The sequence below is a fragment of the Prauserella oleivorans genome, from assembly GCF_042685745.1.
In the GTDB taxonomy this organism is placed as follows: Bacteria; Actinomycetota; Actinomycetes; order Mycobacteriales; family Pseudonocardiaceae; genus Prauserella_A; species Prauserella_A oleivorans.
In genome coordinates, this window is the sequence record NZ_JBHUNT010000001.1 from 4,644,278 (window position 1) to 4,666,364 (window position 22,087).

The window sequence follows — 22,087 nt, forward strand, 5'->3', positions numbered from 1 at the left end:
GCTCGCGCCGGAGTTTGTAGGCTGTCAGCGGCCGGGCCCGCGCCGGACGACGACGGGACCCTGCTCACCTGCCACCACCGCGGTGTCGCCGCTCGTGTCGGTGCGTGCGACGAGCGCGCCACCCTGCGACAGTGTCCGTAGGGTCGTGGGGTTCGGGTGGCCGTAGGTGTTGTCGGCACCCACGCTCACCAGCGCCACCCTGGGCCCGACCGCGGCGAGGAACCGCGGCAACGTGAAGCGGCTGCCGTGGTGCGGCACCTTCAGGATCTCGGCGCGCACATCGGCGCCGCTGCTGAGCAGGTCGCCCTGGGCTGTCAGCTCGACGTCGCCCGTCAGCAGCACCCGTCCGGCAGGCGTGTCCGCCCTGAGCACCACGGACGTGTTGTTGATTCCGGTTCCTTCCTCCTCCTCTCCGACCTGGACCGGCGCAACGTAGTGCGGCCCCAGCACGTGGAGCGTGAGCGACGGCCAGTCGAGCCGTTGTCCCACGTGCAGCTCGACCAGCGGTACGCCGTGTGCGGCGGCCTCCTCGACCACCTCGCGCCACGCCCACGCGGGCGTCCTGCCCGCACCGACGGCGACCGCGCCGACGGCACGTCCCTCGAACACCGACGCCAAGCCGCCGACGTGGTCGGCGTGCAGGTGGCTCAGAACCACCAGCGGCACGCGCTCGATCCCCAGGTGGTCCAAGCATCGATCGAGCACACCCGGCTCGGGACCGGTGTCGACGACCACCGCACGGCCCTCCTCGCCGGTCGACAGGACCAGGCCATCGCCCTGCCCGACGTCGCAGGCGACCACCGCCCAGCCGTCCGGTGGCCAGCCCGGCGCAACGACCTGTGTCGGCACCGCCACCACCAACACCGATGCCAGCGCCACGGCGAGCGCCACCCGGGCGGTCCGGTACCGCAGGGCCACGACGACCAGCGCCACAACGCCCGCGGCGAGCAACCCGCCCCACCAGCCGGGTGGCCACGGCAGCACCGCGCCCGGCACGCCCGAGGCCTCGCGGGCGACGAACACCAGCCAGCTCAGTCCGGGCCCGGTGACGTGCACCAGCACCTCGGCCGCGGCAGGCCAGGGCAGCGACAACGCCGCGGCCAGCACACCGAGGACGGTGATCGGGGCGACCACCGGTGCGGCGACGAGGTTGGCGACGACGGACACCACGCTGATCTCACCGGCCATGCCCGCGATCACCGGTGCCGTCGCGAGGAACGCCGCGACGGGCACGGCGAGTGCCTCGGCCACACCGACCGGAACGCGACGCCGCGCCATGGCCTCGGTCCACCGTGGAGCCAGGAACACCAGACCTGCCGTCGCGACCACGGAGAGCGCGAACCCCATGCTCGTGGCCATCGCGGGGTCGAACGCCACCAGGAGGCAGACGGCAGCGGCGAGCGCGGGTACCGCGGACCGACGCCGGCCCAGGACCAGCGCCAGCAGGCCGACCGCGCCCATGACGCCGGCACGCAACACGCTCGGCTCGTACCCGACCAGGACCACGAACCCGACGAGCACGGCACCGGCGAGAACTGCCGACAGTCGTGGGCCTGCACGCAATCCGCGGGCCAGCAGGAGCACCGCGCCGCAGACGATCGCGACGTTCGCCCCACTGACCGCCATGAGATGGGACAGGCCCGCGTCGAGAAACTCCTCCTCGACGCGCACCGGCAGCGCACTCGTGTCCCCGACGACGAGTCCCGGCAACAAGCCGGCCTCGTCCTCGCCGAGCACACCGGCCACGTCCCGCAGCGCTGCCCGGAGCGATTCCGCGCTCCGTTGCCACCACGACGCCACGGAGACCGCCGCCGGAGGACCGCGCACGTACGTCACCGCGACCGTCAGCTCGGCGGAGCGGGCGGGCGCCAGCGAACCCCTGGCCGTCGCGTGCTGGCCCGGCAGCACGCGCGACCAGTCCGCGGCCGGCGCGATGAGAAGGACGCGGCCGGACGACGCCACGGCGTGCCCGCGGACGGTGGCTCCGATGACATCGGCGGAGACCAGTACCGACCGCACGCCACCCTGCTGCCCGGCGTAGCCCTCGGCTCGCAGGGGCCTCGGCCGCTCGGCGACCTCGACCCGCAGCGTCACCTGGGCACCGTCGGCGGCCGCGTCACGGAGAGGGTCGTGCACCGCCGTGTGGAGGCGTGCGCTGAGCGGGCCCACGGCGAGCAGACCGCAGGCGAACAGCGCCCCGGCCGTGGACAGCCGGCGTGCCGCCGCGCCGCCGTCCTCACGGAGTCCCCGCCAGGCCACCGCGAGCGCCACAGCCGCACCCAGCGCGCCGACGACCGCACACGCCTGCCAACCCCAGGTCAGTCCGGTGAGTGCCGCGAGCCACGTCGTCACCGCCGCGGGCACGAGCCGGAGGTCGTGCCGGTGCCGTGACAAGCCGTCGCCGTCGGCACCGACCGTCCTCATCCGACACTCACCTGATCACGGAGTTGTTCGAACCGCTTGTCGCCGATGCCGTCGACTTCACGAAGCTGTTCCACGGCCGTGAATCCGCCGTTCTCCGCACGCCATTCGAGGATGCGCTGGGCGGTCACCTCACCAATGCCCGGGAGCCCTTCCAGCTGCTGTTGGTCGGCGCTGTTCAACGCGACCTTGCCGCCCGGCACCGGCGCGGCGCCGGGCCCTGGCGCCGCGCCGGCGACCGGCTGCATGCCCGGCGGGACCGGGACGCCGACGTAGAGCTGTTCGCCGTCGGCGAGCTTGCGGGCGAGGTTCACGGTGAGGAGGTCGGCGCCCCGGGTGGTGCCACCGGCCGCATCGATGGCGTCGGCGACCCGGGATCCGGCGGGCACGGTGACGAGACCGGGCCGCGCCACCTTCCCGACGACGCTGACCACGAGCGGCTCGGGCGGGGCCTTGCTGGTGGTCGCCACGGCCGGCTTCGCGTGCGCGATCGGCAGCGGTGGTGGTGGCTCCGGTTCGGGCCGGCTGCCGAGGACGAACGCGGTCAGCACTCCCGCGACCGCGATGCCCACCACCGCCGCCAGCACGGCGAGCCGACGCCGGTGCGGTGGCGCGGCGGCCATGCCGGGCGGTAGCCATCGCTCGACGAGTCGCTGCGTCGGACCGCCGGGACCACTGTCCGATCCCGTGGGTGGGGCCGAGCCGGCCTCGTCGGCGGCGACGTGTGCCGCGAGCTTCTCGAGTCGTATCCGTGCTGTGCCCGGAGCCGAATGCGAGGTCGGTCCGGTGGAGGCAGGAGCTGGTTGGTCGAACACACTGGCGACGGTAGGGAGGTGAGGTCGGCGCGGACAGCGAGAATCGTGCGGGCTGTGGATTGGCCGGGTGATGTGGACAACTCACCCATCCGGAGCGATCGAGCGCCGTTCTGGTCGGAGGTTCCCGCTAGACTCCTCGGCCGCGTCAGCCTGCCCGCTGCACGACCACACCCAGCACACCCGGCCCGGTGTGCGCCCCGATCACCGCACCCAGTTCCGTGACCAGACAGCCGCGCGACCGGGGCAGGCGTTCATCGAGCCGGGTAGCCAGCTCGGCGGCCCGCTCGGGCGAGGCGAGATGGTGCACCGCCAGCTCGACCTCGTCCTCCCCCGCGGCCTGGGCCACCAGGTCGACCAGGCGCGCGAGGGCTCGGTTCATGGTCCGGACCTTCTCGAGCGGCCTGATCTCGCCGCCGTCCATGTGCAGGACCGGCTTGACCATCAGCGCGGTGCCGAGCAACGCGGCTGCGTGGCCGATCCGCCCGCCACGCCGCAGGTACTCCAATGTCTCCACGACGAAGAGCGTCTGCGACCGCGCGGCCGCCGTGACCGCCGCCTCCTCGACCTCCTTGCCGCTCGCCCCGGCCGCGGCGGCCTCCGCAGCGTGCAGTGCGGAGAAGCCAAGGCCCATCGCGGTGGTCCGCGAGTCGACGACGCGCACGCGGTCGGGGCCGACCTCCTGCGCAGCCAGCACCGCCGATTCCCACGTCCCCGACAACCGTTTCGACAAATGCACCGACACGACCGCGTCGGCTCCCTCGTCGAGCGCGGCGCGGAACTCGGCCGCGAACGCCGACGGCGTCGGACGCGACGTGGTGACGATCCGGCGCTGAGCGAGGGCCTCGGCGAGCGCCACCGGCCCGACGTCGATGCCGTCGAGCGCGGAAACCCCGTCGATGAGCACGTGCAGCGGCACCACCCGGATCCCATGCCTCTCGGCGAATCCTTCCGGAAGGTGCGCAGTGGAGTCCGTGACTACGGCGACCGGCACGCGGTCAGCCTACGTTCCCGAGGCGCCCGCAGCCGGTGTCGCCGCGCTCGTGCTCGCGAGCAGAGGCGCGATCAGCGACGCCATCGCCAGCCCGACCGCCTCGTGGCCTTCCCAGCCCCAGTGCATGCCGTCGGCGTTGCCGTGCCCGCCGAGGACGTGCGGCCCGACGACGGCGGGGAGGTCGAGCAACGGAACACCGGCACGACGAGCCCATGCCGCCATCCCGGCCGCCGTCGCCGCACGCTCGGTGTGCACGTAGCCGTAGGACGGCGCCCGATGCACGGACGGCAACCAGCCGACGATCGGCAACTCCGGGCGCAGCACCCGCAGCGCGTGCACGGCCGTGTCGAGGTAGCGCACCGTCAGGCGAGCCGGGAGGACCGCGGGACGGCCGCGCAGGGCGACCGCGAGCCTCGGCTGCGCGGCCAGGTACGCCGATCGCACCACCCGGCGCAGCCTGTCCGGGCGCAGATACCGCAGGCCGGTGCGCAGGTAGGTGGGCAGCGGTGACGGCAGCGTGTCCATGCTGCCCACCGCGAGCACGACCACGTCGGCGCGGTGCAGCTCGGCCCACACCTGCGGGTCGCCCGTGAGTGCCCACCAGGCGTCGCGTGCGGTCCAGCCGATCCCGGCGAACAGCTCCGCGCTCCCCCCGAGTTCCCGCGCGGCGACGTTCGCCCAGAGCCTGGGTTCATCGGCGGGATGACCGCTGTCGGGCCCGTGGAAGCTCAACGAGTCACCGAGTACGAGCAGGCGGGGTGACGCCATGGGTCACCCGGTCATGCCGGCGTTGTAGGCGTGCAGCCGCCACACACCGTCGCGCCTGCGCAGCTCCACCCAGTGGCAGTTCGAGATGCCGCCGAGCGACGGCCACAGCTCGACGGGCAGCGCGAGCAGGTGTGCGGTGAGCGCGAGGATGAGCCCGCCGTGGGCGGCGAGCAGAACCGTGCCGTACTCGGTGTCGTCACGCAGCAGATCGGCGACGACCTCCGAGGCCCGCTGGGCCACGTCGATGCGTGATTCACCACCGGGCGGGGCCCACGTCGCGTCGAGCCGCCATCGCTCGCGTTCGCCGGGCGCCTGCTCGTCGACCTCGGCGCCGGTCAGGCCCTGCCACTCGCCGAGGTGGGTCTCCCGCAGCCGCTTGTCGATGCGCAGCGGCACACCGATGGCCTCGGTGAGGACGGTGGCGGTGTCGGTGGCACGGCGCAGGTCGGAGGCGATCACCAGGTCCGGCTCGAAGCGGGCGAGCGCGGGCGCCGCGAACCGAGCCTGGTTCCAGCCGATCTCGGTCAGCGACGAGTCGAGGTGGCCCTGCATCCGCCCGGCGGCGTTGAAGTCGGTCTCCCCGTGCCGCCAGAGCACGAGCCGCTGCAGGCTCACGGGGCCTCCGGCTCGTCGGACTCGGCGCCGTCGGGCGCGGCTGCCTCACCGAGGCCCTCGACGGCGATGCGCGGGCAGTCCTTCCACAGCCGCTCGAGTCCGTAGAACGAACGCTCCTCGTCGTGCTGCACGTGGACGACCACGTCGACGTAGTCGAGCAGCACCCAGCGCCCTTCACGGGCACCTTCCCTGCGCACCGGCTTGTGCCCGGCTTTGCTCAGTTTCTCCTCGACGTTGTCCACGATGGCGCCGACCTGCCGCTCGTTGGGCGCCGACGCGATGACGAACGCGTCGGTGATCACAAGGCGTTCGGAGACGTCGAGCACGACGATGTCGGTCGCCTTCTTGTCCGCAGCCGCATGCGCGGCCGCGGTCGCGAGGTCACGTGCTTCGGCCGTCGCTGCCACGGTGCTTCCTCCGGAATCGAACGTGCGTCCGCTGCAGAGTACCCGGCGACGCCGACAGCCTGGTCAGCTCGGGTCCGCGCGGTACAGCCTGCGCTTGTCGATGTAACGCACGACACCGTCGGGGACGAGGTACCAGACCGGTTCGCCGCGCCGCACGCGCTCCCGGCACCCGGTGGAGGAGATCGCCATGGCGGTGACCTCCACGAGGCTCACCTTGCCTCGCGGAAGGTGGTGGTCGTCGAGCTGATATCCGGGCCGCGTGACACCGATGAAGTGCGCGTAGGCGAACAGCTCGTCGGCGTCGCGCCAGGTGAGGATCTGCTCGAGCGCGTCGGCACCGGTGATGAAGAACAGCTCGTCGTCGGGGTACTCGGCGTGCAGGTCGCGGAGGGTGTCGATGGTGTAGGTCTGGCCGCCGCGGTCGATGTCCACCCTGCTCACCGAGAACACGGGGTTCGACGCGGTGGCGATCACCGTCATCAGATACCGGTCCTCGGCCTTGGAGACGACGCGGTCGGCCTTCTGCCAGGGCTGGCCGGTGGGAACGAAGATGACCTCGTCGAGCTCGAACCGGGCCTGGACCTCACTGGCGGCGACGAGGTGACCGTGATGCACGGGGTCGAACGTTCCCCCCATCACCCCTATGCGGCGTGGCGACATGAGAAGCAACCCTATACACACTGGTCGCCCGTGCCGTGCGGGTCGGCCCTCCCCTGCCGGGTCGACCCGCACGGCACGGGCCCAGGAGCGGGCGATCTGGGGGGCGTCGCCCGGCTCTGCCGGCTCCCCGTCGCCGACACCGTGGGGACCGGCGTCCGGAACCAGCATGACGCCGAACCCAGATGTGACCTGTAACACAATACGGCAGGAATGCGGCGCGACCTCTCCATTCGCACCGGGCGACGGCGGACATCGTCGGCGTCGTCCTGTACAGCTGGATTCCGTGGACACCGAGACCCTTCGCCGGCGCGCCGAGACCCTGCTGCACGCGCTCGCCGGCGAGCACGCACACCTGCGCGACGACCAATGGACCGCCATCCGGGCGCTGGTCGCCGAGAAGCGGCGAGCACTCGTGGTGCAGCGCACCGGCTGGGGCAAGTCGGCCGTGTACTTCCTGGCGACCGCGTTGCTGCGGGAGCAGGGAGCGGGGCCGACGGTCATCATCTCACCGCTGCTCGCCTTGATGCGCAACCAGATCGCCGCCGCCGCGCGCGCCGGGATCCACGCCGCCACCATGAACTCGGCGAATCAGCAGGAGTGGGACGCGGTGCAGGCGGACATCGCCGCCGGCGAGGTCGACGTGCTCCTGGTGAGCCCGGAACGGCTCAACAATCCGGATTTCCGCGACACCGTTCTCCCGAAGCTCGCCGCCACGGCGGGATTGCTGGTCGTCGACGAGGCGCACTGCATCTCCGATTGGGGTCACGACTTCCGGCCCGACTACCGCAGACTGCGCACGCTGCTCGCCGACCTGCCCGACGGCGTCCCGGTGCTCGCGACCACGGCCACCGCCAACGACCGGGTGGTCACCGATGTCGCCGATCAGCTCGGGCTCGGACACCGCTCCGACACGCTGGTGCTGCGCGGTCCGCTGGACCGGGAGAGCCTGCGGCTGGCCGTGGTCCGGCTGCCGACCGAGGCCGCCCGGCTCGCGTGGCTGGCGCAGCACCTGGACGAGCTGCCGGGTTCGGGGATCGTCTACACGCTCACGGTCGCCGCCGCCCACGACGTCGCCGCGTTGCTCGCCGCACGCGGCTACCCGGTGACCGCCTACACCGGCAAGTCCGATCCCGCCGACCGGCAGGCGGCCGAGGACGACCTGCTCGCCAACCGGGTCAAGGCCCTCGTCGCGACGTCGGCACTGGGGATGGGCTTCGACAAGCCGGACCTGGGCTTCGTGGTCCATCTGGGCGCGCCCTCCTCGCCGATCGCCTACTACCAGCAGGTCGGCCGGGCCGGCCGTGGCGTGCGACGAGCCGAGGTGGTGCTGCTGCCCGGGCCCGAGGACGTCGAGATCTGGAACTACTTCGGCTCGCTCGCCTTCCCCGACGAGCAGCGCGTGACGCAGGTCCTCAACGCTCTCGCCTACGCCGACCGTCCACTGTCGACGGCCGCGCTCGAGCCGATGGTGGAGCTGTCGCGTTCCCGGCTCGAGATGGTGCTGAAGGTCCTCGACGTCGACGGTGCCGTGCGCCGGGTCAAGGGCGGCTGGATGGCGACCGGCGAGGAGTGGCACTACGACGCCGAACGGTACGAGCGGGTTCGGCAGTCCCGGGCCGCGGAACAGCGCGCGATGCTCGACTACCTCGCGACCACGGGTTGCCGCATGGAGTTCCTGCGCCGCCAGCTGGACGACCCGGAGGCGGCACCGTGCGGGCGCTGCGACAACTGCACGGGAACGTACTGGCCCGCCGACGTCGCGGACGGTATCGCCCGGGAGACCGCCGAAGCACTCGACCGGCCCGGCGTGGAGATCGCTCCTCGCCGCCAGTGGCCGACCGGCCTGGCCGCCCTGGACGTGCCCGTATCGGGGCGGATCGCCAAGGAGGAGCAAGCCGAGCCAGGCCGTGTGGTGGGCAGGCTCACCGATGTGGGCTGGGGCCGCAGGCTCCGCGAACTGCTCGGGCCACAGGCCGCGGACGGTCCCCTTCCGGATGCCGTGTTCCAGGCGTGCGTCTCCGTGCTGGCGTCGTGGGACTGGGCGCAACGTCCGGTCGGTGTGGTGGCGATGGGTTCACACCGCCGCCCGCAGCTCGTCCACGAACTGGCAACCCGGCTGGCCCGGATCGGCCGGCTGCCGTTCCTGGGCGCGCTGGAGGTGCACGGGCCTCCACCCCGCCAGGCCAACAGTGCACTGAGGCTGGCAGACCTGTGGCAGCGCCTGCGCCTCCCGCTGGACCTGCACGCCACGCTGGCCGGCATCGACGGCCCGGTGCTGCTGGTGGACGACCTCGTCGACACGGGCTGGACGATGACCGTCGCCACCCGCCTGCTGCGGCAGGCCGGGGCGCCCGCCGTGCTGCCGTTCGCCCTCGCCTCGACCAGCTGATGGCGGCGAACCGGCGGCGTAGGTCGCGGCCACTCGCCCGTTGCCGGGTTGGAGACCTTCCGCGTCACCCGATGGTGTGGCAAAGTGCCTCCGCACACCACACCGACGTGGAGGATCGCCATGGTCGAGTCGAACGTGAATGCGTCCGTCCCGCACCGGTTGCCCGTGCGCAGGCTGTTCGCCGCCAGTGTCGGCAACGCCCTGGAATGGTTCGACTGGACCATCTACGCGACGTTCAGCATCTACTTCGCGAGCGCCTTCTTCCCAGGCGACCTGGCCCAGATCAACACCTTCGCGACCTACGCGCTGGCGTTTTTCTTCCGCCCGCTCGGCGGGATGTTGATCGGCCGGTTCGCGGACGTCCGGGGCCGTCGGCCGGCCATGATCTTCACCATCGTGCTGATGGCGGGTGGCTCGATCCTCATCGGCATTCTGCCGACGTTCGAACAGGTGGGCTGGCTGGCGCCGATTCTGCTGCTGGTGGCGCGGATCGCGCAGGGCCTCTCGCTCGGCGGCGAGGTCTCCAACGCCTCGGCCTACCTCGGGGAGATCGCGCCGGCGGAGCGGCGGGGGCGCTACTCGTCGTTCTTCTACATCTCCACCGGCAGTGCGGTCCTCATCGCCTCGTTGCTCGGCTTCGTCCTGGCCCGGCTGATGACCGAGGAGCAGATGAACGCCTGGGGTTGGCGGCTGCCGTTCCTGCTCGGCGGCGTGCTCGGGCTGATCGGGCTGTGGTTGCGGTCGACGCTGGCGGAAACGGAACAGTTCCAGGACAACAAGGCCGTGGCCCGTCGCGTGCGGCGTCCGTTGCTCACCACGTTGCGCGAGCATCCCAAGGCGGTCGGGCAGCTCGTAGGCTTCACGATGCTGTCGACGCTGTGCTACTACACCTTCTTCAGCGCACTGACCCCGTTCGCGGTGAACTCCCGCGGCGCCGACGACGTCGATGTGTTCCTGGCGCTCTCGATCGCGACGGCGTTGTTCGTGGCCCTGCAGTACCCCATGGGTGCCCTGTCGGACCGGTTCGGCCGCAAGCCGCAGCTTCTGGCGTGGTCGGCCGCAACCGCCGTGCTCATCGTTCCACTGTCGACACTCGTGCGGCCGGGGCTGGGTGGCCTGCTCGTGGTGTTCTGTGTCGGCCTCGGGCTCTACACCGCGATGACCTCGATCGCGCCCGCGATCATGAGCGAGATGTTCCCGACATCACTGCGCGCGCTGGGCATCGGCGCCTGGTACAACCTGACGGTGGCGACCTTCGGCGGCACGGCGCCACTGATCATCACCGCGCTCTCCGACGCGGGCGCGTCGGTGGCGTTCTTCTGGTACGTGGCGGCCGGAGCCGCGATCGCCTTCCTGGTGATCCTGCGGCTGCCCGAAACGCGTGGCACCGAGCTGCGTTAGCGCTGCCAAGGTCACCGCAGGCGCAGTGGCACGAGGTCGTCGGCGTGCACGACCTCGCGGCGCTGTTCCTCCGGCAGCTCATGCGTCGAGCGCCCGATGAGCTCCGGCAGCTCGGTGACGTCGTACGCCACGACACCACGGGCCACGACGCGCTGAGCCGGGTCGACCAGGTCCACGACGTCGCCTGCCTGGAAGTCGCCGTCGACACCGACGATGCCTGCGGCGAGCAGCGACCGTCGCCGGCGCACAACGGCGGCGACGGCTCCGTCGTCGAGATACAGCCGCCCCTGGGGCCCGGCGGCGTATCCGAGCCAGAACCGCCGCGCGGAGAGCCGTTTGCCCGCGGCCGCGAACGCGGTACCGACGTCGGCGAGACCCAGGGCCTTCTCGGCGTCCGAGGCGGCTGCGATGAGCGCCGGGATCCCGCTCGACGCGGCAGTCCGCGCGGCCGCCACCTTCGACATCATCCCGCCCGTTCCGAGCCCGGAACTGGACATCCCGACGGCCAGACCGTCCAGATCGGACTCCCCGGCGACCTCGGCGATCTTACGCGTGCCCCCGGCCCGTGGGTCACCGTCGTACAGGGCGTCCACATCGGACAGGAGTATGAGCCCATCCGCCTGGATGAGGTGCGCGACGAGCGCGGCGAGCCGATCGTTGTCGCCGAACCGGATCTCCTCGGTGGCGACGGTGTCGTTCTCGTTGACCACCGGCACGGCGCCGAGCGAGAGCAGGCGCGCGAACGTCCGCTCGGCGTTGCGGTAATGCGATCGTCGTACGACGTCGTTCGACGTGAGCAGCACCTGGCCGACAGTGAGCGAGTACCGGCCGAAGGACTCCGCGTAGGCGTGCGCGAGCGCGAGCTGCCCGACGCTCGCCGCCGCCTGCTGCGTGGCGAGGTCGCGCGGGCGCTTGCCGAGAGAAAGGGGCGCGAGCCCCGCGCCGATGGCCCCGGACGACACGAGCACGATCTGGGTGTCCCGGGACAGCCGGTCGGCGATCGCGTCGACCAGCGCATCGAGCCGGGAGACGTCCAGCCCGCTACCGGCACTCGTCAACGCGGACGACCCGACCTTGACGACAAGGCGTTTGGCGGCGGCGATCGCCTCTCGTGCGTCACTCACGGGCGTCCTCGTCGGACGGGTCGGCGTCGTCGGCGTCGTTCGAGCCGGTACCGCTCCGGCGGAGCCGCCGCGCTTCCTTCCGCTCGGCGGCGGTCACGCGGGAGTGGTTCTCCAGGCGCGGGTCGGTGCCGCGTCCGGCGAGGTGTGTGGCGACGCCCGGGGTCGACGGTTCCCAGTCGAAGGTGTAGTCGCCGATGGTCACGGGACACCCAGGCTCGGCGCCCATCCTCGCGAGCTCCTCCTCCACGCCGAGCCGGTTGAGGCGGTCGGCGAGATACCCGATGGCTTCGTCGTTGCCGAAATCCGTCTGCCGCACCCAGCGCTCGGGGCGCTTGCCGCGCACGATGAAACCGCCCGGCTCCTCCGGGTCCGGTTCGATGGAGAAGCCGGCGTCGTCCACGGCCGGGGGTGACAGGACGATCTTGGTCGGCGTGGCGGCGGGCAGCGAGGCCCGGTAACGCTCGACGATCTCGCCGAGCGCGAAGCCGAGTTCCCGCAGGCCCTGCCTGGACACGGTCGACACCTCGAACACGCGCAGGCCACGCGCCTCGAGTTCGGGACGCACGAGCTCGGCCAGCTCGGCCGCGTCGGGCACGTCGATCTTGTTCAGCACCACCACGCGGGGCCGTTCGGCGAGGTCGCCACCGAGCGCGGGTGTGTAGCGCGCCAGCTCGTTCTCGAGCGCGTCGACGTCCGAAATGGGGTCGCGGTTCGGCTCGTAGGTCGCACAGTCGATGACGTGCACCAGGACGGCACAGCGCTCGATGTGGCGCAGGAAATCCAGGCCGAGGCCCTTGCCCTCGCTCGCGCCCGGAATGAGCCCCGGCACGTCGGCCATGGTGAACACGGTGTCACCCGCGGTCACCACACCGAGGTTCGGGACGAGTGTGGTGAACGGGTAGTCGGCGATCTTCGGCTTGGCGGAGGAGAGCACCGAGATCAGCGACGACTTACCGGCGGACGGGAAGCCGAGCAGGCCGACGTCCGCGACGGACCGGAGCTCCAGGACCAGGTCTCGAGCCTCGCCCGGCTCACCGAGCAGCGCGAAACCGGGTGCCTTGCGCGCCCGCGAGGCGAGCGCGGCGTTACCGAGCCCGCCACGGCCGCCCTTGGCCGCGACGAAGGTCGTGCCCGCGCCGATGAGGTCGGCGAGCACTTCCCCGTCCTCGGTGAGTACCACCGTGCCGTCGGGCACTCGGAGCTCCAGGGACTCCCCTGCCGCGCCGTTGCGGTTGCTGCCCTGGCCGGGCTTGCCGTTGCCCGCGCGTGCGTGCGGACGGAAATGGAAGTCGAGCAGCGTGTGGACGCCGGGGTCGACGACGAGCAGGACGTCACCGCCGTTGCCGCCGTTGCCGCCGTCGGGGCCACCGAGCGGCTTGAACTTCTCGCGGTGCACCGAGGCACACCCGTTGCCACCGTTGCCGGCGGCAAGGTGGATCACCGCACGGTCGACGAAGCGGGATGCCATATGCGTGCCTTTCCTGCGGGAAGGAGGTCCTTCATACACAAACGAGGGGCGGGACCGGAGGTGTTCCGGGCCCGCCCCTCGTTCGAATGCTGTAATGCGCTGGTCGGGCCGGCTCAGGCCTCGACCGGGACCACGTTGACGGTCTTGCGGCCACGCTTGGTGCCGAACTCGACCGCACCGGCGGCCAGAGCGAACAGCGTGTCGTCGCCGCCGCGACCGACGTTCGTGCCGGGGTGGAACTTGGTGCCGCGCTGCCGAACCAGGATCTCACCCGACTTGACGACCTGACCGCCGAACCGCTTGACGCCGAGGTACTTCGGGTTGGAGTCACGGCCGTTGCGAGAGCTGGACGCGCCCTTCTTGTGTGCCATCGCTGGTCACTCTCCTCTTAGAAGCAACAGCCTTACTTGTTGATGCCGGTGACCTCAATGCGGGTCAGCTTCTGCCGGTGACCCTGCCGCTTGTGGTAGCCGGTCTTGTTCTTGAACTTGTGGATGCGGATCTTGGGACCCTTGGTCTGCTCGACGACCTTGCCGGTGACCGAAACCTTCGCCAGCGCGTCGGCGTCCGTGGTGACATCGCCGCCGTCGACATAGAGCACGGCGGGGAAGGTGTGCTCGGTGCCCGGCTCGCCCTCGAGCTTCTCGACCTCGACGACATCGCCAACGGCGACCTTGTACTGCTTGCCGCCGGTCTGGACGACTGCATACGCCGACACGGAAGTCTCCTGCTTGCTCGACTGTGGGTGGGGGCTCACGCGACCGTTCCACTCTGGGTGGTCCGGCATTCGCGCGTAGCGACCCGCTCCAACAGCGGGCCGCAATACAGCTTACGTGCCGCCTGGTGACGCTGAGACACCGGGGTCGCCATCAGCTGTTCTCCTGCGCGTGCACCGGCGGTCCGGCGGGACGGGTGGCCGCCCGGCGCGGACGCCGGGTGGTCGTACGCACCGCCGGAGCCGGAACGGCAGGGCCGGACGCGGCCGGGGACTCCGGCTCGCCGGCGCCCGGGCCGGTCGTCCCTGCCTCGCCTGCCTCGCCTGCCTCGGCCGCCGTGGCCTGCTCGGCCGTCTGGCCGCGACCAGACGGCTCGCTCGGCTCGCCGGCGACACCGGGCCGAACGGCCGGCTGCTCGGCATCACCGGACTGCGCAGCGGTCCGGGTGTCCGCCTGCTGGGCCTCGACACCACCCGGCCGCTGGGTGGCCGTCTCGTCTGCGTCCACCTGCTGCCGGGCGGCACCCGACTGCTCGGCAGCCGGTGACGTGTCCTGAGCCTCGGCCGGCTCGTCGGCACCGCTCAGCCGCCCGGCCTCGGCTCCGGCGGGCCCGGACTGGGTGGCCGTCGGCCCGGTCCCGCTCGCCTCGGCGCCAGGAGCGTAGGCGTCACGCGACCCGGTCCGGACGTCGTCAGGCCGGCCGGCCTCGCCACCGGCCTCAGCCTGCGCACCCGCCTCGTCCCGCACACCGGCGTCGTGCGACCCCTCGGCCGCGGCCGATGCCTCAGGAGCCGGGGTACGGCCGTTGAGAGCCGCGGACGCACGTCCGGCGACCTCACCAGCAGGTGTGGCACCGGCCGGTGAGACGCCCGACTCGGCCCGCTCGGGCTGCTGGCCACTCGCCGCACCCTGGCCGGCGTCCTCCGCGTCGGCGGCACCCTCACCGGGCCCGGCCGACACCGCAGCCTCCGCAGCGGCCTTCTCGGCCTTCTCCGCCTTCGCGGCCGCGGCCTTCTCGCGCCGGGTGCGCCGGTCACCGCGCTTGCTCTTCGTGGGCGTGGCCTCGGGGCCACCGGCCGTGTCGCCGCTCGCCGACGCCTCGGCATCGTCCTGCTTGGCCGCCTTCGACGCGTTGGCCATCGCCTGCACCGCGGAGACCACCGACTCGCGCTGCTCCGGGGTCGGGCCGGTCTCGGAGGGCTTCGCCGACTCGGTGTCCTCGCCCTTGCCACGACCACGCCGACGACCACCACCGCCGCCACCGTGGTGCTGGTGTCCGTTGCCGTTGCCCTTCTGCGGCTCGGAGGACACGATCACACCGCGGCCCTTGCAGTGCTCACAGGTGGTGGAGAAGGCCTCGAGCAGGCCCGTGCCGACGCGCTTGCGGGTCATCTGCACGAGCCCGAGCGAGGTGACCTCGGCCACCTGGTGCCGCGTACGGTCCCGGCCGAGACACTCGGTCAGCCGGCGCAGCACCAGCTCACGGTTGGACTCCAGCACCATGTCGATGAAGTCGATCACGATGATGCCGCCGATGTCGCGTAGCCGGAGCTGGCGGACGATCTCCTCCGCCGACTCCAGGTTGTTCCGGGTGACGGTCTCCTCGAGGTTTCCGCCGGATCCGGTGAACTTGCCGGTGTTGACGTCGATGACCGTCATCGCCTCGGTGCGGTCGATCACCAGGTAGCCGCCGGAGGGCAGCCAGACCTTGCGGTCGAGCGCCTTGGTGATCTGCTCGTCGATGCGGTAGTCGGCGAAGACGTCGCCGGTGCCGACGTAGCGCTTGACGCGGTCCATCAGGTCGGGCGCCACGTGCTCGACGTAGGCGCTGATGGTCTCCCACGCCGTGTCGCCCTGGACCTCGAGTTTCGCGAAGTCCTCGGTGAACAGGTCGCGCACGACCTTCACCAGCAGGTCCGGCTCCTCGTACAGCAGCACGGGGGCGTTGGACTTCTTCGCCGAGGAGGACTCGGCCTTCTCCTTGATGACCTCCCACTGCGCCTGGAGGCGGCGGACGTCGCGCGCGAGTTCCTCCTCGCTGATCCCCTCGGAGGCGGTGCGGATGATGACGCCTGCGTCCTCGGGCACGATGCGCTTGAGGATGTCCTTGAGCCTGCGCCGCTCGTTCTCGGGCAGCTTGCGGGAGATGCCCGTGGCGCCCCCGGCCGGGACGTACACCAGGAAGCGGCCCGGCAGCGAGATCTGCGTGGTCAGGCGCGCACCCTTGTGCCCGACCGGGTCCTTGGTGACCTGCACGAGAACGTTGTCGCCGGTGGAGAGCGCCTGCTCGATCTTGCGCGCCTTGCCTTCCAGCCCGGCAGCGTCCCAGTCCACCTCACCGGCGTAGAGCACGGCGTTGCGGCCACGCCCGATGTCGATGAACGCCGCCTCCATCGAGGGCAGCACGTTCTGCACCCGGCCGAGGTAGACGTTGCCGACGATCGAGCCGCTGCCCTGCGAGGTCACGAAGTGCTCGACCAGCACACCGTCCTCGAGCACGCCGATCTGCGTGGAGTCGCCGCGTTCGGCGACGACCATGGTGCGCTCCACGGACTCCCGGCGGGCCAGGAACTCGGCCTCGGACAGGATCGGCGCCCGCCTGCGGCCTGCCTCCCGGCCGTCGCGGCGCCGCTGGCGCTTGGCCTCCAGGCGGGTCGAGCCGCGGACGCTGCGCACGCCGTCGCGGGAGTCGCTCTTGGTCTCGGCCGTCTTGGCGTCGCGCACGTGCACGACGGTGTTGGGCGGGTCGTCCTGGGGCGTGGTGTCGCCGTTGTCGTCACCGCCGCTCTTGCGGCGCCGGCGACGACGGCGCCGCCTGCTGCCGCCCTCGCCCTCGGTGTCGTCGGAGTCGTCGGACTTCGCCTGCTCGTCCTCGTCCTGCTTCTCCGGCTTGTCCTCCGTGTCCGGCTTGTCGGACTTGTCCGACTTGGGGGACTGCTCGGCCGTGACCTCCCCGTCCTCGGACTCGCCGCGCTCGTCGGTGCCGCCGGCTTCGTCACCGCCCTTGCCACGACCCCGGCCGCGACGCCCACGCCGGCGCCGCCTGCGCCCGCCCTGGTCGGAGTCGCCGGAACCGGTCTCCTGCTCGTCGGTCTGCTCGGCTGGTTCCGCTTCCTGCTCGCCCTTCGGCGCGGCCGGTGCGTCCTCGACCGGCTCGGGCGGCAGGAATACCGGCGACGGCGCCGCGAACACCGGCGTGTGCACCGGCGGCGGCGTACGGACGGGTTCCGCCTGCTCGGCGGCAGGCACCGCGGGCGCCACGGCGGGCGGAACCACCGGCGAGGCCGGCCCCCCCCGAGACCGGCCGGGCGGCGGACGACTCCGCGACACCCGGCGTGGACGCCGTGGACTCCTGCGTGGGCGTGCCGGACACCTCGGGCGCTCCGGACACGGACTCCCCCGACGCCTCGGACGCCTCGGGCGCCTCACCAGCGACACCGGACTGCGCCGCCGGGACGTCCTCGGCCGCCGGCTCCGGCTCGGGAGCCCCGCCGGTGTTCTCCGTCGTGTCGGGAGCCTGCGCCACCGGCTCACCCGCGGTCTGGGCTTCCTCGACCGCCTCGTCCAGGGCACCGACGGCCCTGGCCACCTTCAACGCCACATCCTTGGGCACGCTCGACTGCGCACTGCGCGCCGTCTCACCGAGGTCGGCGAGGGTCGCGAGCACCTCCCGGCTGCTGGAACCCAGCAGTTTGGCCAGCGCGTGGACTCGCACCCGGTTGGGCAGGTCGGCCAGCGCACCTGCAGTGGATGTGGCGGTAGTCCCGCCTGTGTTCTCGGCGGGTGTCTCCGCGTTCGACATACGTCTCCTCCGCCCCCGGGCGCGCCTGCCGCCTTCCTCGGCCGAGGTGCTCACCTCGTCGCCGGAACGGGCCCGCAGGACGCGGCCGCACAGGGGCCGTCCTGTTTACCGCCGCGGTGGGGTCACCATCGGCGGGAATCCTTGCCACTCATGCCACTGAGCCACCGGCTGTTCCGGCAGGCCTGCAGCGGCGGGTCCCGCGGCGCCGCGCTGACGAGAACTCCGACCTCTCGGTGCCTCCCGAGTCGTCCGAGCCGCCCGGCACGTGGCGCGCGCCTGCGGCGACGACCTGGAGTTCTTTCAGCACGTCACCGGGCCGCCGTCCCGTCCGTCGCCGGTTGCTTTCCGGCGACGGCAGCTCGGCAGCCGCGTCCAGTATCCCACACCGCGCCGCGCACACCGCGTCGTCGGGGCACACACGCGCCCTCGCACTGGTGAGCGAACTTGGGCGCATCGCTTGTCCGCACCTCTCGCGCTGGCTACCGTGCCTCGGGAAGCGTGAGTGGAAACGGCCAGTTGCGCGACGGAGGTCCAGTGCTGCGGCGTGGGAGTGTCCTGCTCGGCTGCACGGCTCTCGTCGTCGCGGGCCATCTACTCGGCCCCGGGCAGGCGATCGCCGACAACAGTGACTCCTGTCACAACACAGGCCGGGCGTGGCGTTACGTCGTCCTGTTCGACACGGGCACCCCCGAGCGGGCCGCGACCACCGAGATCGAGGCCGCCTGCGGCACCACCACGGTCTACTACCCCGAGATCGCCGTCGCCGTCGCGACGTCGGCCAGCCCGCGCTTCGCCGACGTATTCGGCCCCGACCGGGCATTCAGTGCCGAGAAGCAACGGCATGCCGAGGGACGCGACGCCGCGGCGCAGCGCACCGTCTCCGCACAGGGCACCGGCGTCTCCCCCGGCGACCGCACCGGCGAGCAGTGGGACATGCGCGCCATCGACGCGGACATCGCCCGGGCGGTGGACCCCGGGCGCCGGGACGTGGTCGTCGGCATTCTGGACTCCGGTGTCGACGCGGCACACCCCGACCTGGCCGGGGCACTCGACCCGGACCTGTCCGCGGGGTGCCTCTCGGGTGCTCCCGACCCTTCGCCCGAGGCGTGGGCACCGACCGGCTCCCCCCACGGCACCCATGTGGCCGGCATCGTGGCGGCGGCCGACGACGGCCACGGTGTCACAGGGGTGGCGCCGGGGGTGCGGATCGCATCGGTGAGGGTCGTCGGCGACGACGGGTACGTCGACCCCGAGGCGGCCGTGTGCGGGTTCGTCTGGGCGGGGCGTCAGGGCCTTGAACTCACCAACAGCAGCTACTCGGTGGCCCCGTCGGGTGTGTCGTGCGCGACGGGCAAGGGGCGGACGGTGGTGCACGAAGCCCTCGCGCGGGCCGTGGGCTTCGCCGACCGGTCGGGGACGCTCAACGTCGCCGCCGCCACCAACGACGGACTGGAGCTCACTCCCCTGCCCCGCCGCGGCTCGCGGGAGCTCTCCCGGGCGTGCGCGGCGCTGCCGGCAGCGCTGCGCGACACGGTCACCGTGTCGGCCGTCGGCCGCGACGGGATGAAGGCGGGGTACAGCTCCTACGGACTCGGGGTGATCGACCTGGCCGCACCGGGCGGCGCCGGGGACGACTGCGTGCTCTCGACAGTGCCGGGCGGCTACGACGAGCTCTGCGGGACCTCCATGGCGGCACCGCACGTGACGGGCGTGGCCGCCCTGCTGGCGTCCCGGCTGCCCGGCTCCTCCCCCGCCGATCTGCGGGCACGGCTCGCCGAACAGGCCGACCCCATCGCGTGCCCGGCCGATTACGACCTCACCGGCGACGGCAGGCAGGACGCCTACTGCGCCGGCTACCAGGGCTACAACGGCTTCTACGGCCACGGCCTGGTGGACGCCGCGGCCACGCGGGCCTCAGCGCAGCAGGAGACCCGCCAACCTGCGCGCGGTCCCGTAGAGCCCGACGGCGGCGAGGACGAGCAGATACCCGACGTGGCCGAGCAGGCTCCAGTCGAAGACGCCCACCGACAGCCCGCGCGTGATCTCGATCCCGTGGTAGAGGGGCAGGCACTGCACCACGTACTGCAGCGGTTCGGGGTAGACGGACAGTGGATAGAACGTCGTTGAGAACAGGAACATCGGCATCACGGCGAGCTGGATGAAGTCGAACTGGCTCGGCGAGCGCAGGAAGGTCGCGCACGCCATGCCGACCGCCGCGAACGCGAACGACACGAGCAGCGCGGCGGGCACCAGCAGCAGCGCCCACGGCGACTCGACCAGGCCCAGCACGCCCATCACGCCCAGGAACGCGACCGCGTAGAGGCCGCCGCGCACCACCGCCCAGCCGATCTCGCCGAGGGCGATGTCGAACGGGCCGATCGGCGTCGCCAGCATCGCGTCGTAGGTCTTCTGGTAGCGGAACTTGAAGAACACGCCGAACGTCGCGTCGAACACGGCGCCGTTCATGGCCGACGCGGCGAGCAGCGCCGGGGCGACGAACGCGACATAGGTCATCGGCTGACCGCCCGGCCCGACGACCTCGCTGACGAGCCGGCCGAAGCCGATCTGGAACGCCAGCAAGTACAGCAGTGGCTCGACCGCCCCGGACAGGAACACCATCCAGACCCGCGAGTACACGAGCAGTGACCGCTCGAGCAAAGCCCGCGCGCGTCCGGTGTAGACGGCGGGCGGCAGCATCCGCAGCAGCAGGCCGCGGCGCTGCGGAGGGCCGACGGGGGTCGTGATCGTCATCAGACCACCAGCCGCCGGTAGAAGTAGTGCCGCGCCGCCGCGGTGCTCGCGCCGAACACCGCGAGCAGGAACGCCAGGTGCCCGAGCGCGGGCAGCAGGTCCAGACCACCGAGCGTGACCCCGCGGGCGAGCTCGGTCCCGTGCCAGAGCGGCGAGATCCAGGCGAGCCAACGCACCGCGACCGGGATCTGCTCGATCGGGAAGAACGTCCCGGCGAACAGGACCATCGGCATGACCACGAACCGGAACATCGCGGTGAACCGCTGTCCCTCGTCGAACGACGTCGCCGCGATGGCCATCACCGGTGCCGCGCAGGCGACACCGGTCAGCACGCCGACCGGGACCACGAGCAGCGCACCCGCGTTGAGCCACGCGGCGAACAGCACCGCGATCAGTGCGTAGACGGCGCCGGCGATCAGCAGCCGCAACGCCACCCAGATGAGCTGCCCACCGAGTACCTGACCCGGCGTCACCGGCGTGGCCGTCACGGCAAGGTAGTCCTTCTGCCACTTGAACCCGGACAGCACCGGCCAGCTCGCCTCGCCGACCGCGTTCTGGACCGCACCGGCCACCAGCAGGGCGGGCGCCACGTAGTGCACATAGGACAATCCACCCGTCGCGGGACCCGGCTCCACCTGGGAACCGAAACCGATGCCCATGGCGGCGAGGAAGAACACCGGCTGCAGCCCCGAGGAGTACAGGCTCGACCGCCAGTAGCGGCGGTACCACGTCCAGTGCGCCTCCACGCGCAGCCAGGCGGCACGCCAGGAACCGACGACCCGGCCGGTCGCCCTGGACGGTCTCGCGTCGAGCACGGCCATGTCAGTCCACCAGCGTCCGTCCGGTCAGGCGCAGGAAGACGTCCTCGAGCGTGCTGCGCCGCACGAGGCTCGACAGCGGGCGCACCCCGCGGCCGTGCACGCGCTCCAGCGCGCGCTCTCCGTCGCCCGTGTACACGAGCACCCGGTCGGGCAGCGCCTCGACGCGGTCTCCGAGATCGGAGACCGTCGTCACCACGCCGTCCTGCTCGCCGGGAGGGAACCGCAGTTCCAGCACCTCCCGCGTCGAGTAGCGGGCGATGAGCTGCGACGGTGAGCCCTCGGCGACGATGCGGCCACCGTCCATGACGACGAGCCGGTCGCACAGCTGCTCCGCCTCGTCCATGTAATGCGTGGTGACGATCAGCGTGACGCCCAGGGATTTCAGCCGGAACAGCCGGTCCCACAGCAAGTGCCGTGCCTGCGGGTCCAGCCCCGTGGTCGGCTCGTCGAGCAGGAGCAGGTCCGGGTCGTTGACCAGCGACCGAGCGATGGTCAGCCGCCGCTTCATCCCGCCGGACAGCGACTCCACCTCGTCGTCGGCACGATCGGTGAGCTGGGCGAACTCCATGAGCTCGTCCGCCTTGCGGCGCACGTGCGCGCGGGAGAGCCCGAAGTAGCGGCCGTAGATCTGCAGGTTCTGCCGGACGGTCAGCTCGGTGTCGAGGTTGTCCTGTTGCGGGACGACGCCCAGCCGCGCCCGGATGCGCGGGCCGTCGCGGTCCGGGTCCATGCCGAGCACGGTCAGGTCGCCCTCCGAGCGCGGCGACACGCAGGCGACCATGCGCATGGTGGACGACTTGCCCGCGCCGTTCGGCCCGAGGAACCCGAACGCCTCACCGCGGCGGACGTCGACGTCGATGCCCTTGACCGCGTCGAAGGAACCGAAGCGCTTCACGAGCGCCTTCGCCTCCACCATCGTCGTGTCGCCGCTCACCCTT

Annotated in this window: 17 protein-coding genes and 2 pseudogenes; 3 read left to right on the forward strand and 16 right to left on the reverse strand. The window is 71.8% G+C overall.

From position 1 onward, the window contains the following. Nucleotides 1–24: 24 nt before the first annotated feature. From ACFSZT_RS22835 to nadD, 7 genes are all read right to left on the reverse strand, one after another. Nucleotides 25–2,424, reverse strand: coding sequence for a ComEC/Rec2 family competence protein (locus ACFSZT_RS22835; protein WP_377386744.1), 2,400 nt, complete (start codon nucleotides 2,422–2,424; stop codon nucleotides 25–27). Next, the gene (locus ACFSZT_RS22840) at nucleotides 2,421–3,236 is read right to left on the reverse strand and encodes a helix-hairpin-helix domain-containing protein (protein ID WP_377386747.1); all 816 of its coding nucleotides are present in this window, start codon (nucleotides 3,234–3,236) and stop codon (nucleotides 2,421–2,423) included. The genes ACFSZT_RS22835 and ACFSZT_RS22840 overlap by 4 nt, the downstream gene beginning before the upstream one ends. Nucleotides 3,237–3,381: 145 nt before the next feature. Next, entirely contained in the window at nucleotides 3,382–4,227 is an 846-nt protein-coding gene (locus ACFSZT_RS22845; protein WP_377386750.1) for a DegV family protein, read from the reverse strand. A gap of 9 nt (nucleotides 4,228–4,236) precedes the next feature. Next, nucleotides 4,237–4,995: a diglucosylglycerate octanoyltransferase gene (gene octT / locus ACFSZT_RS22850; protein ID WP_377386753.1), complete on the reverse strand. Its 759-nt coding sequence runs from the start codon at nucleotides 4,993–4,995 to the stop codon at nucleotides 4,237–4,239. A gap of 3 nt (nucleotides 4,996–4,998) precedes the next feature. Then, nucleotides 4,999–5,610, reverse strand: a complete 612-nt coding sequence (locus ACFSZT_RS22855) for a histidine phosphatase family protein (protein ID WP_377386756.1) — start codon at nucleotides 5,608–5,610, stop codon at nucleotides 4,999–5,001. Continuing rightward, nucleotides 5,607–6,017 (reverse strand): ribosome silencing factor, encoded by a 411-nt coding sequence (gene rsfS / locus ACFSZT_RS22860; protein ID WP_377386759.1) that lies wholly within the window; start codon nucleotides 6,015–6,017, stop codon nucleotides 5,607–5,609. The genes ACFSZT_RS22855 and rsfS overlap by 4 nt, the downstream gene beginning before the upstream one ends. A gap of 63 nt (nucleotides 6,018–6,080) precedes the next feature. Further along, a complete protein-coding gene (gene nadD / locus ACFSZT_RS22865) occupies nucleotides 6,081–6,677 on the reverse strand; it encodes a nicotinate-nucleotide adenylyltransferase (RefSeq protein ID WP_377386762.1) in 597 nt (198 codons plus the stop codon). Nucleotides 6,678–6,960: 283 nt separating this feature from the next. Between nadD and ACFSZT_RS22870 the strand changes: the two genes are divergently transcribed. Both ACFSZT_RS22870 and ACFSZT_RS22875 read left to right on the forward strand, forming a co-directional pair. Further along, on the forward strand, nucleotides 6,961–9,066 hold the full coding sequence (locus ACFSZT_RS22870) for a RecQ family ATP-dependent DNA helicase (RefSeq protein ID WP_377386765.1): 2,106 nt from the start codon (nucleotides 6,961–6,963) through the stop codon (nucleotides 9,064–9,066). A gap of 120 nt (nucleotides 9,067–9,186) precedes the next feature. Beyond that, nucleotides 9,187–10,467, forward strand: a complete 1,281-nt coding sequence (locus ACFSZT_RS22875; protein WP_377386767.1) for an MFS transporter — start codon at nucleotides 9,187–9,189, stop codon at nucleotides 10,465–10,467. A gap of 11 nt (nucleotides 10,468–10,478) precedes the next feature. Here ACFSZT_RS22875 and proB read toward each other — a convergent pair whose 3' ends face one another. From proB to ACFSZT_RS22905, 6 genes and pseudogenes are all read right to left on the reverse strand, one after another. Continuing rightward, nucleotides 10,479–11,591 carry a glutamate 5-kinase gene (gene proB, locus ACFSZT_RS22880; protein WP_377386769.1) on the reverse strand — a complete coding sequence of 371 codons (1,113 nt, stop codon included), beginning with the start codon at nucleotides 11,589–11,591 and terminating at the stop codon, nucleotides 10,479–10,481. After that, on the reverse strand, nucleotides 11,584–13,059 hold the full coding sequence (obgE, locus tag ACFSZT_RS22885) for a GTPase ObgE (RefSeq protein WP_377386772.1): 1,476 nt from the start codon (nucleotides 13,057–13,059) through the stop codon (nucleotides 11,584–11,586). The genes proB and obgE overlap by 8 nt, the downstream gene beginning before the upstream one ends. Nucleotides 13,060–13,172: 113 nt before the next feature. After that, nucleotides 13,173–13,430 (reverse strand): 50S ribosomal protein L27, encoded by a 258-nt coding sequence (rpmA, locus tag ACFSZT_RS22890; RefSeq protein WP_377386775.1) that lies wholly within the window; start codon nucleotides 13,428–13,430, stop codon nucleotides 13,173–13,175. Nucleotides 13,431–13,462: 32 nt separating this feature from the next. Further along, a complete protein-coding gene (rplU, locus tag ACFSZT_RS22895) occupies nucleotides 13,463–13,777 on the reverse strand; it encodes a 50S ribosomal protein L21 (protein ID WP_377386778.1) in 315 nt (104 codons plus the stop codon). 151 nt (nucleotides 13,778–13,928) lie between these two features. Then, complete coding sequence (locus ACFSZT_RS22900) at nucleotides 13,929–17,036, reverse strand: Rne/Rng family ribonuclease (protein WP_377478336.1); 3,108 nt, start codon at nucleotides 17,034–17,036, stop codon at nucleotides 13,929–13,931. Nucleotides 17,037–17,406: 370 nt separating this feature from the next. Further along, nucleotides 17,407–17,577 (reverse strand): annotated as a pseudogene (locus ACFSZT_RS22905) (hypothetical protein); the annotation flags it as partial. A 534-nt stretch (nucleotides 17,578–18,111) separates the two neighbouring features. Here ACFSZT_RS22905 and ACFSZT_RS22910 point away from each other — a divergent pair. Next, nucleotides 18,112–19,491 (forward strand): annotated as a pseudogene (locus ACFSZT_RS22910) (S8 family peptidase); the annotation flags it as partial. Here ACFSZT_RS22910 and ACFSZT_RS22915 read toward each other — a convergent pair. From ACFSZT_RS22915 to ACFSZT_RS22925, 3 genes are read right to left on the reverse strand one after another with little or no spacing between them, the layout of a single operon-like run. Next, complete coding sequence (locus ACFSZT_RS22915) at nucleotides 19,492–20,328, reverse strand: ABC transporter permease (protein WP_377386783.1); 837 nt, start codon at nucleotides 20,326–20,328, stop codon at nucleotides 19,492–19,494. It abuts the pseudogene before it with no gap. Continuing rightward, a complete protein-coding gene (locus tag ACFSZT_RS22920) occupies nucleotides 20,328–21,149 on the reverse strand; it encodes an ABC transporter permease (RefSeq protein WP_377386786.1) in 822 nt (273 codons plus the stop codon). The genes ACFSZT_RS22915 and ACFSZT_RS22920 overlap by 1 nt, the downstream gene beginning before the upstream one ends. A 1-nt stretch (nucleotide 21,150) precedes the next feature. Further along, a complete protein-coding gene (locus tag ACFSZT_RS22925; RefSeq protein WP_377386890.1) occupies nucleotides 21,151–22,065 on the reverse strand; it encodes an ABC transporter ATP-binding protein in 915 nt (304 codons plus the stop codon). Nucleotides 22,066–22,087 lie beyond the last annotated feature (22 nt).

Excerpts from the sequence above, each read along its gene's own strand:
- ACFSZT_RS22835 (WP_377386744.1), bottom strand. The coding sequence starts at position 2,424 with ATGAGGACGGTCGGTGCCGACGGCGACGGCTTGTCACGGCACCGGCAC.
- octT (WP_377386753.1), bottom strand. The coding sequence starts at position 4,995 with ATGGCGTCACCCCGCCTGCTCGTACTCGGTGACTCGTTGAGCTTCCAC.
- nadD (WP_377386762.1), bottom strand. The coding sequence starts at position 6,677 with ATGTCGCCACGCCGCATAGGGGTGATGGGGGGAACGTTCGACCCCGTG.
- ACFSZT_RS22875 (WP_377386767.1), top strand. The coding sequence starts at position 9,187 with ATGGTCGAGTCGAACGTGAATGCGTCCGTCCCGCACCGGTTGCCCGTG.
- obgE (WP_377386772.1), bottom strand. The coding sequence starts at position 13,059 with ATGGCATCCCGCTTCGTCGACCGTGCGGTGATCCACCTTGCCGCCGGC.
- rpmA (WP_377386775.1), bottom strand. The coding sequence starts at position 13,430 with ATGGCACACAAGAAGGGCGCGTCCAGCTCTCGCAACGGCCGTGACTCC.
- ACFSZT_RS22915 (WP_377386783.1), bottom strand. The coding sequence starts at position 20,328 with ATGACGATCACGACCCCCGTCGGCCCTCCGCAGCGCCGCGGCCTGCTG.
- ACFSZT_RS22920 (WP_377386786.1), bottom strand. The coding sequence starts at position 21,149 with ATGGCCGTGCTCGACGCGAGACCGTCCAGGGCGACCGGCCGGGTCGTC.
- ACFSZT_RS22925 (WP_377386890.1), bottom strand. The coding sequence starts at position 22,065 with ATGGTGGAGGCGAAGGCGCTCGTGAAGCGCTTCGGTTCCTTCGACGCG.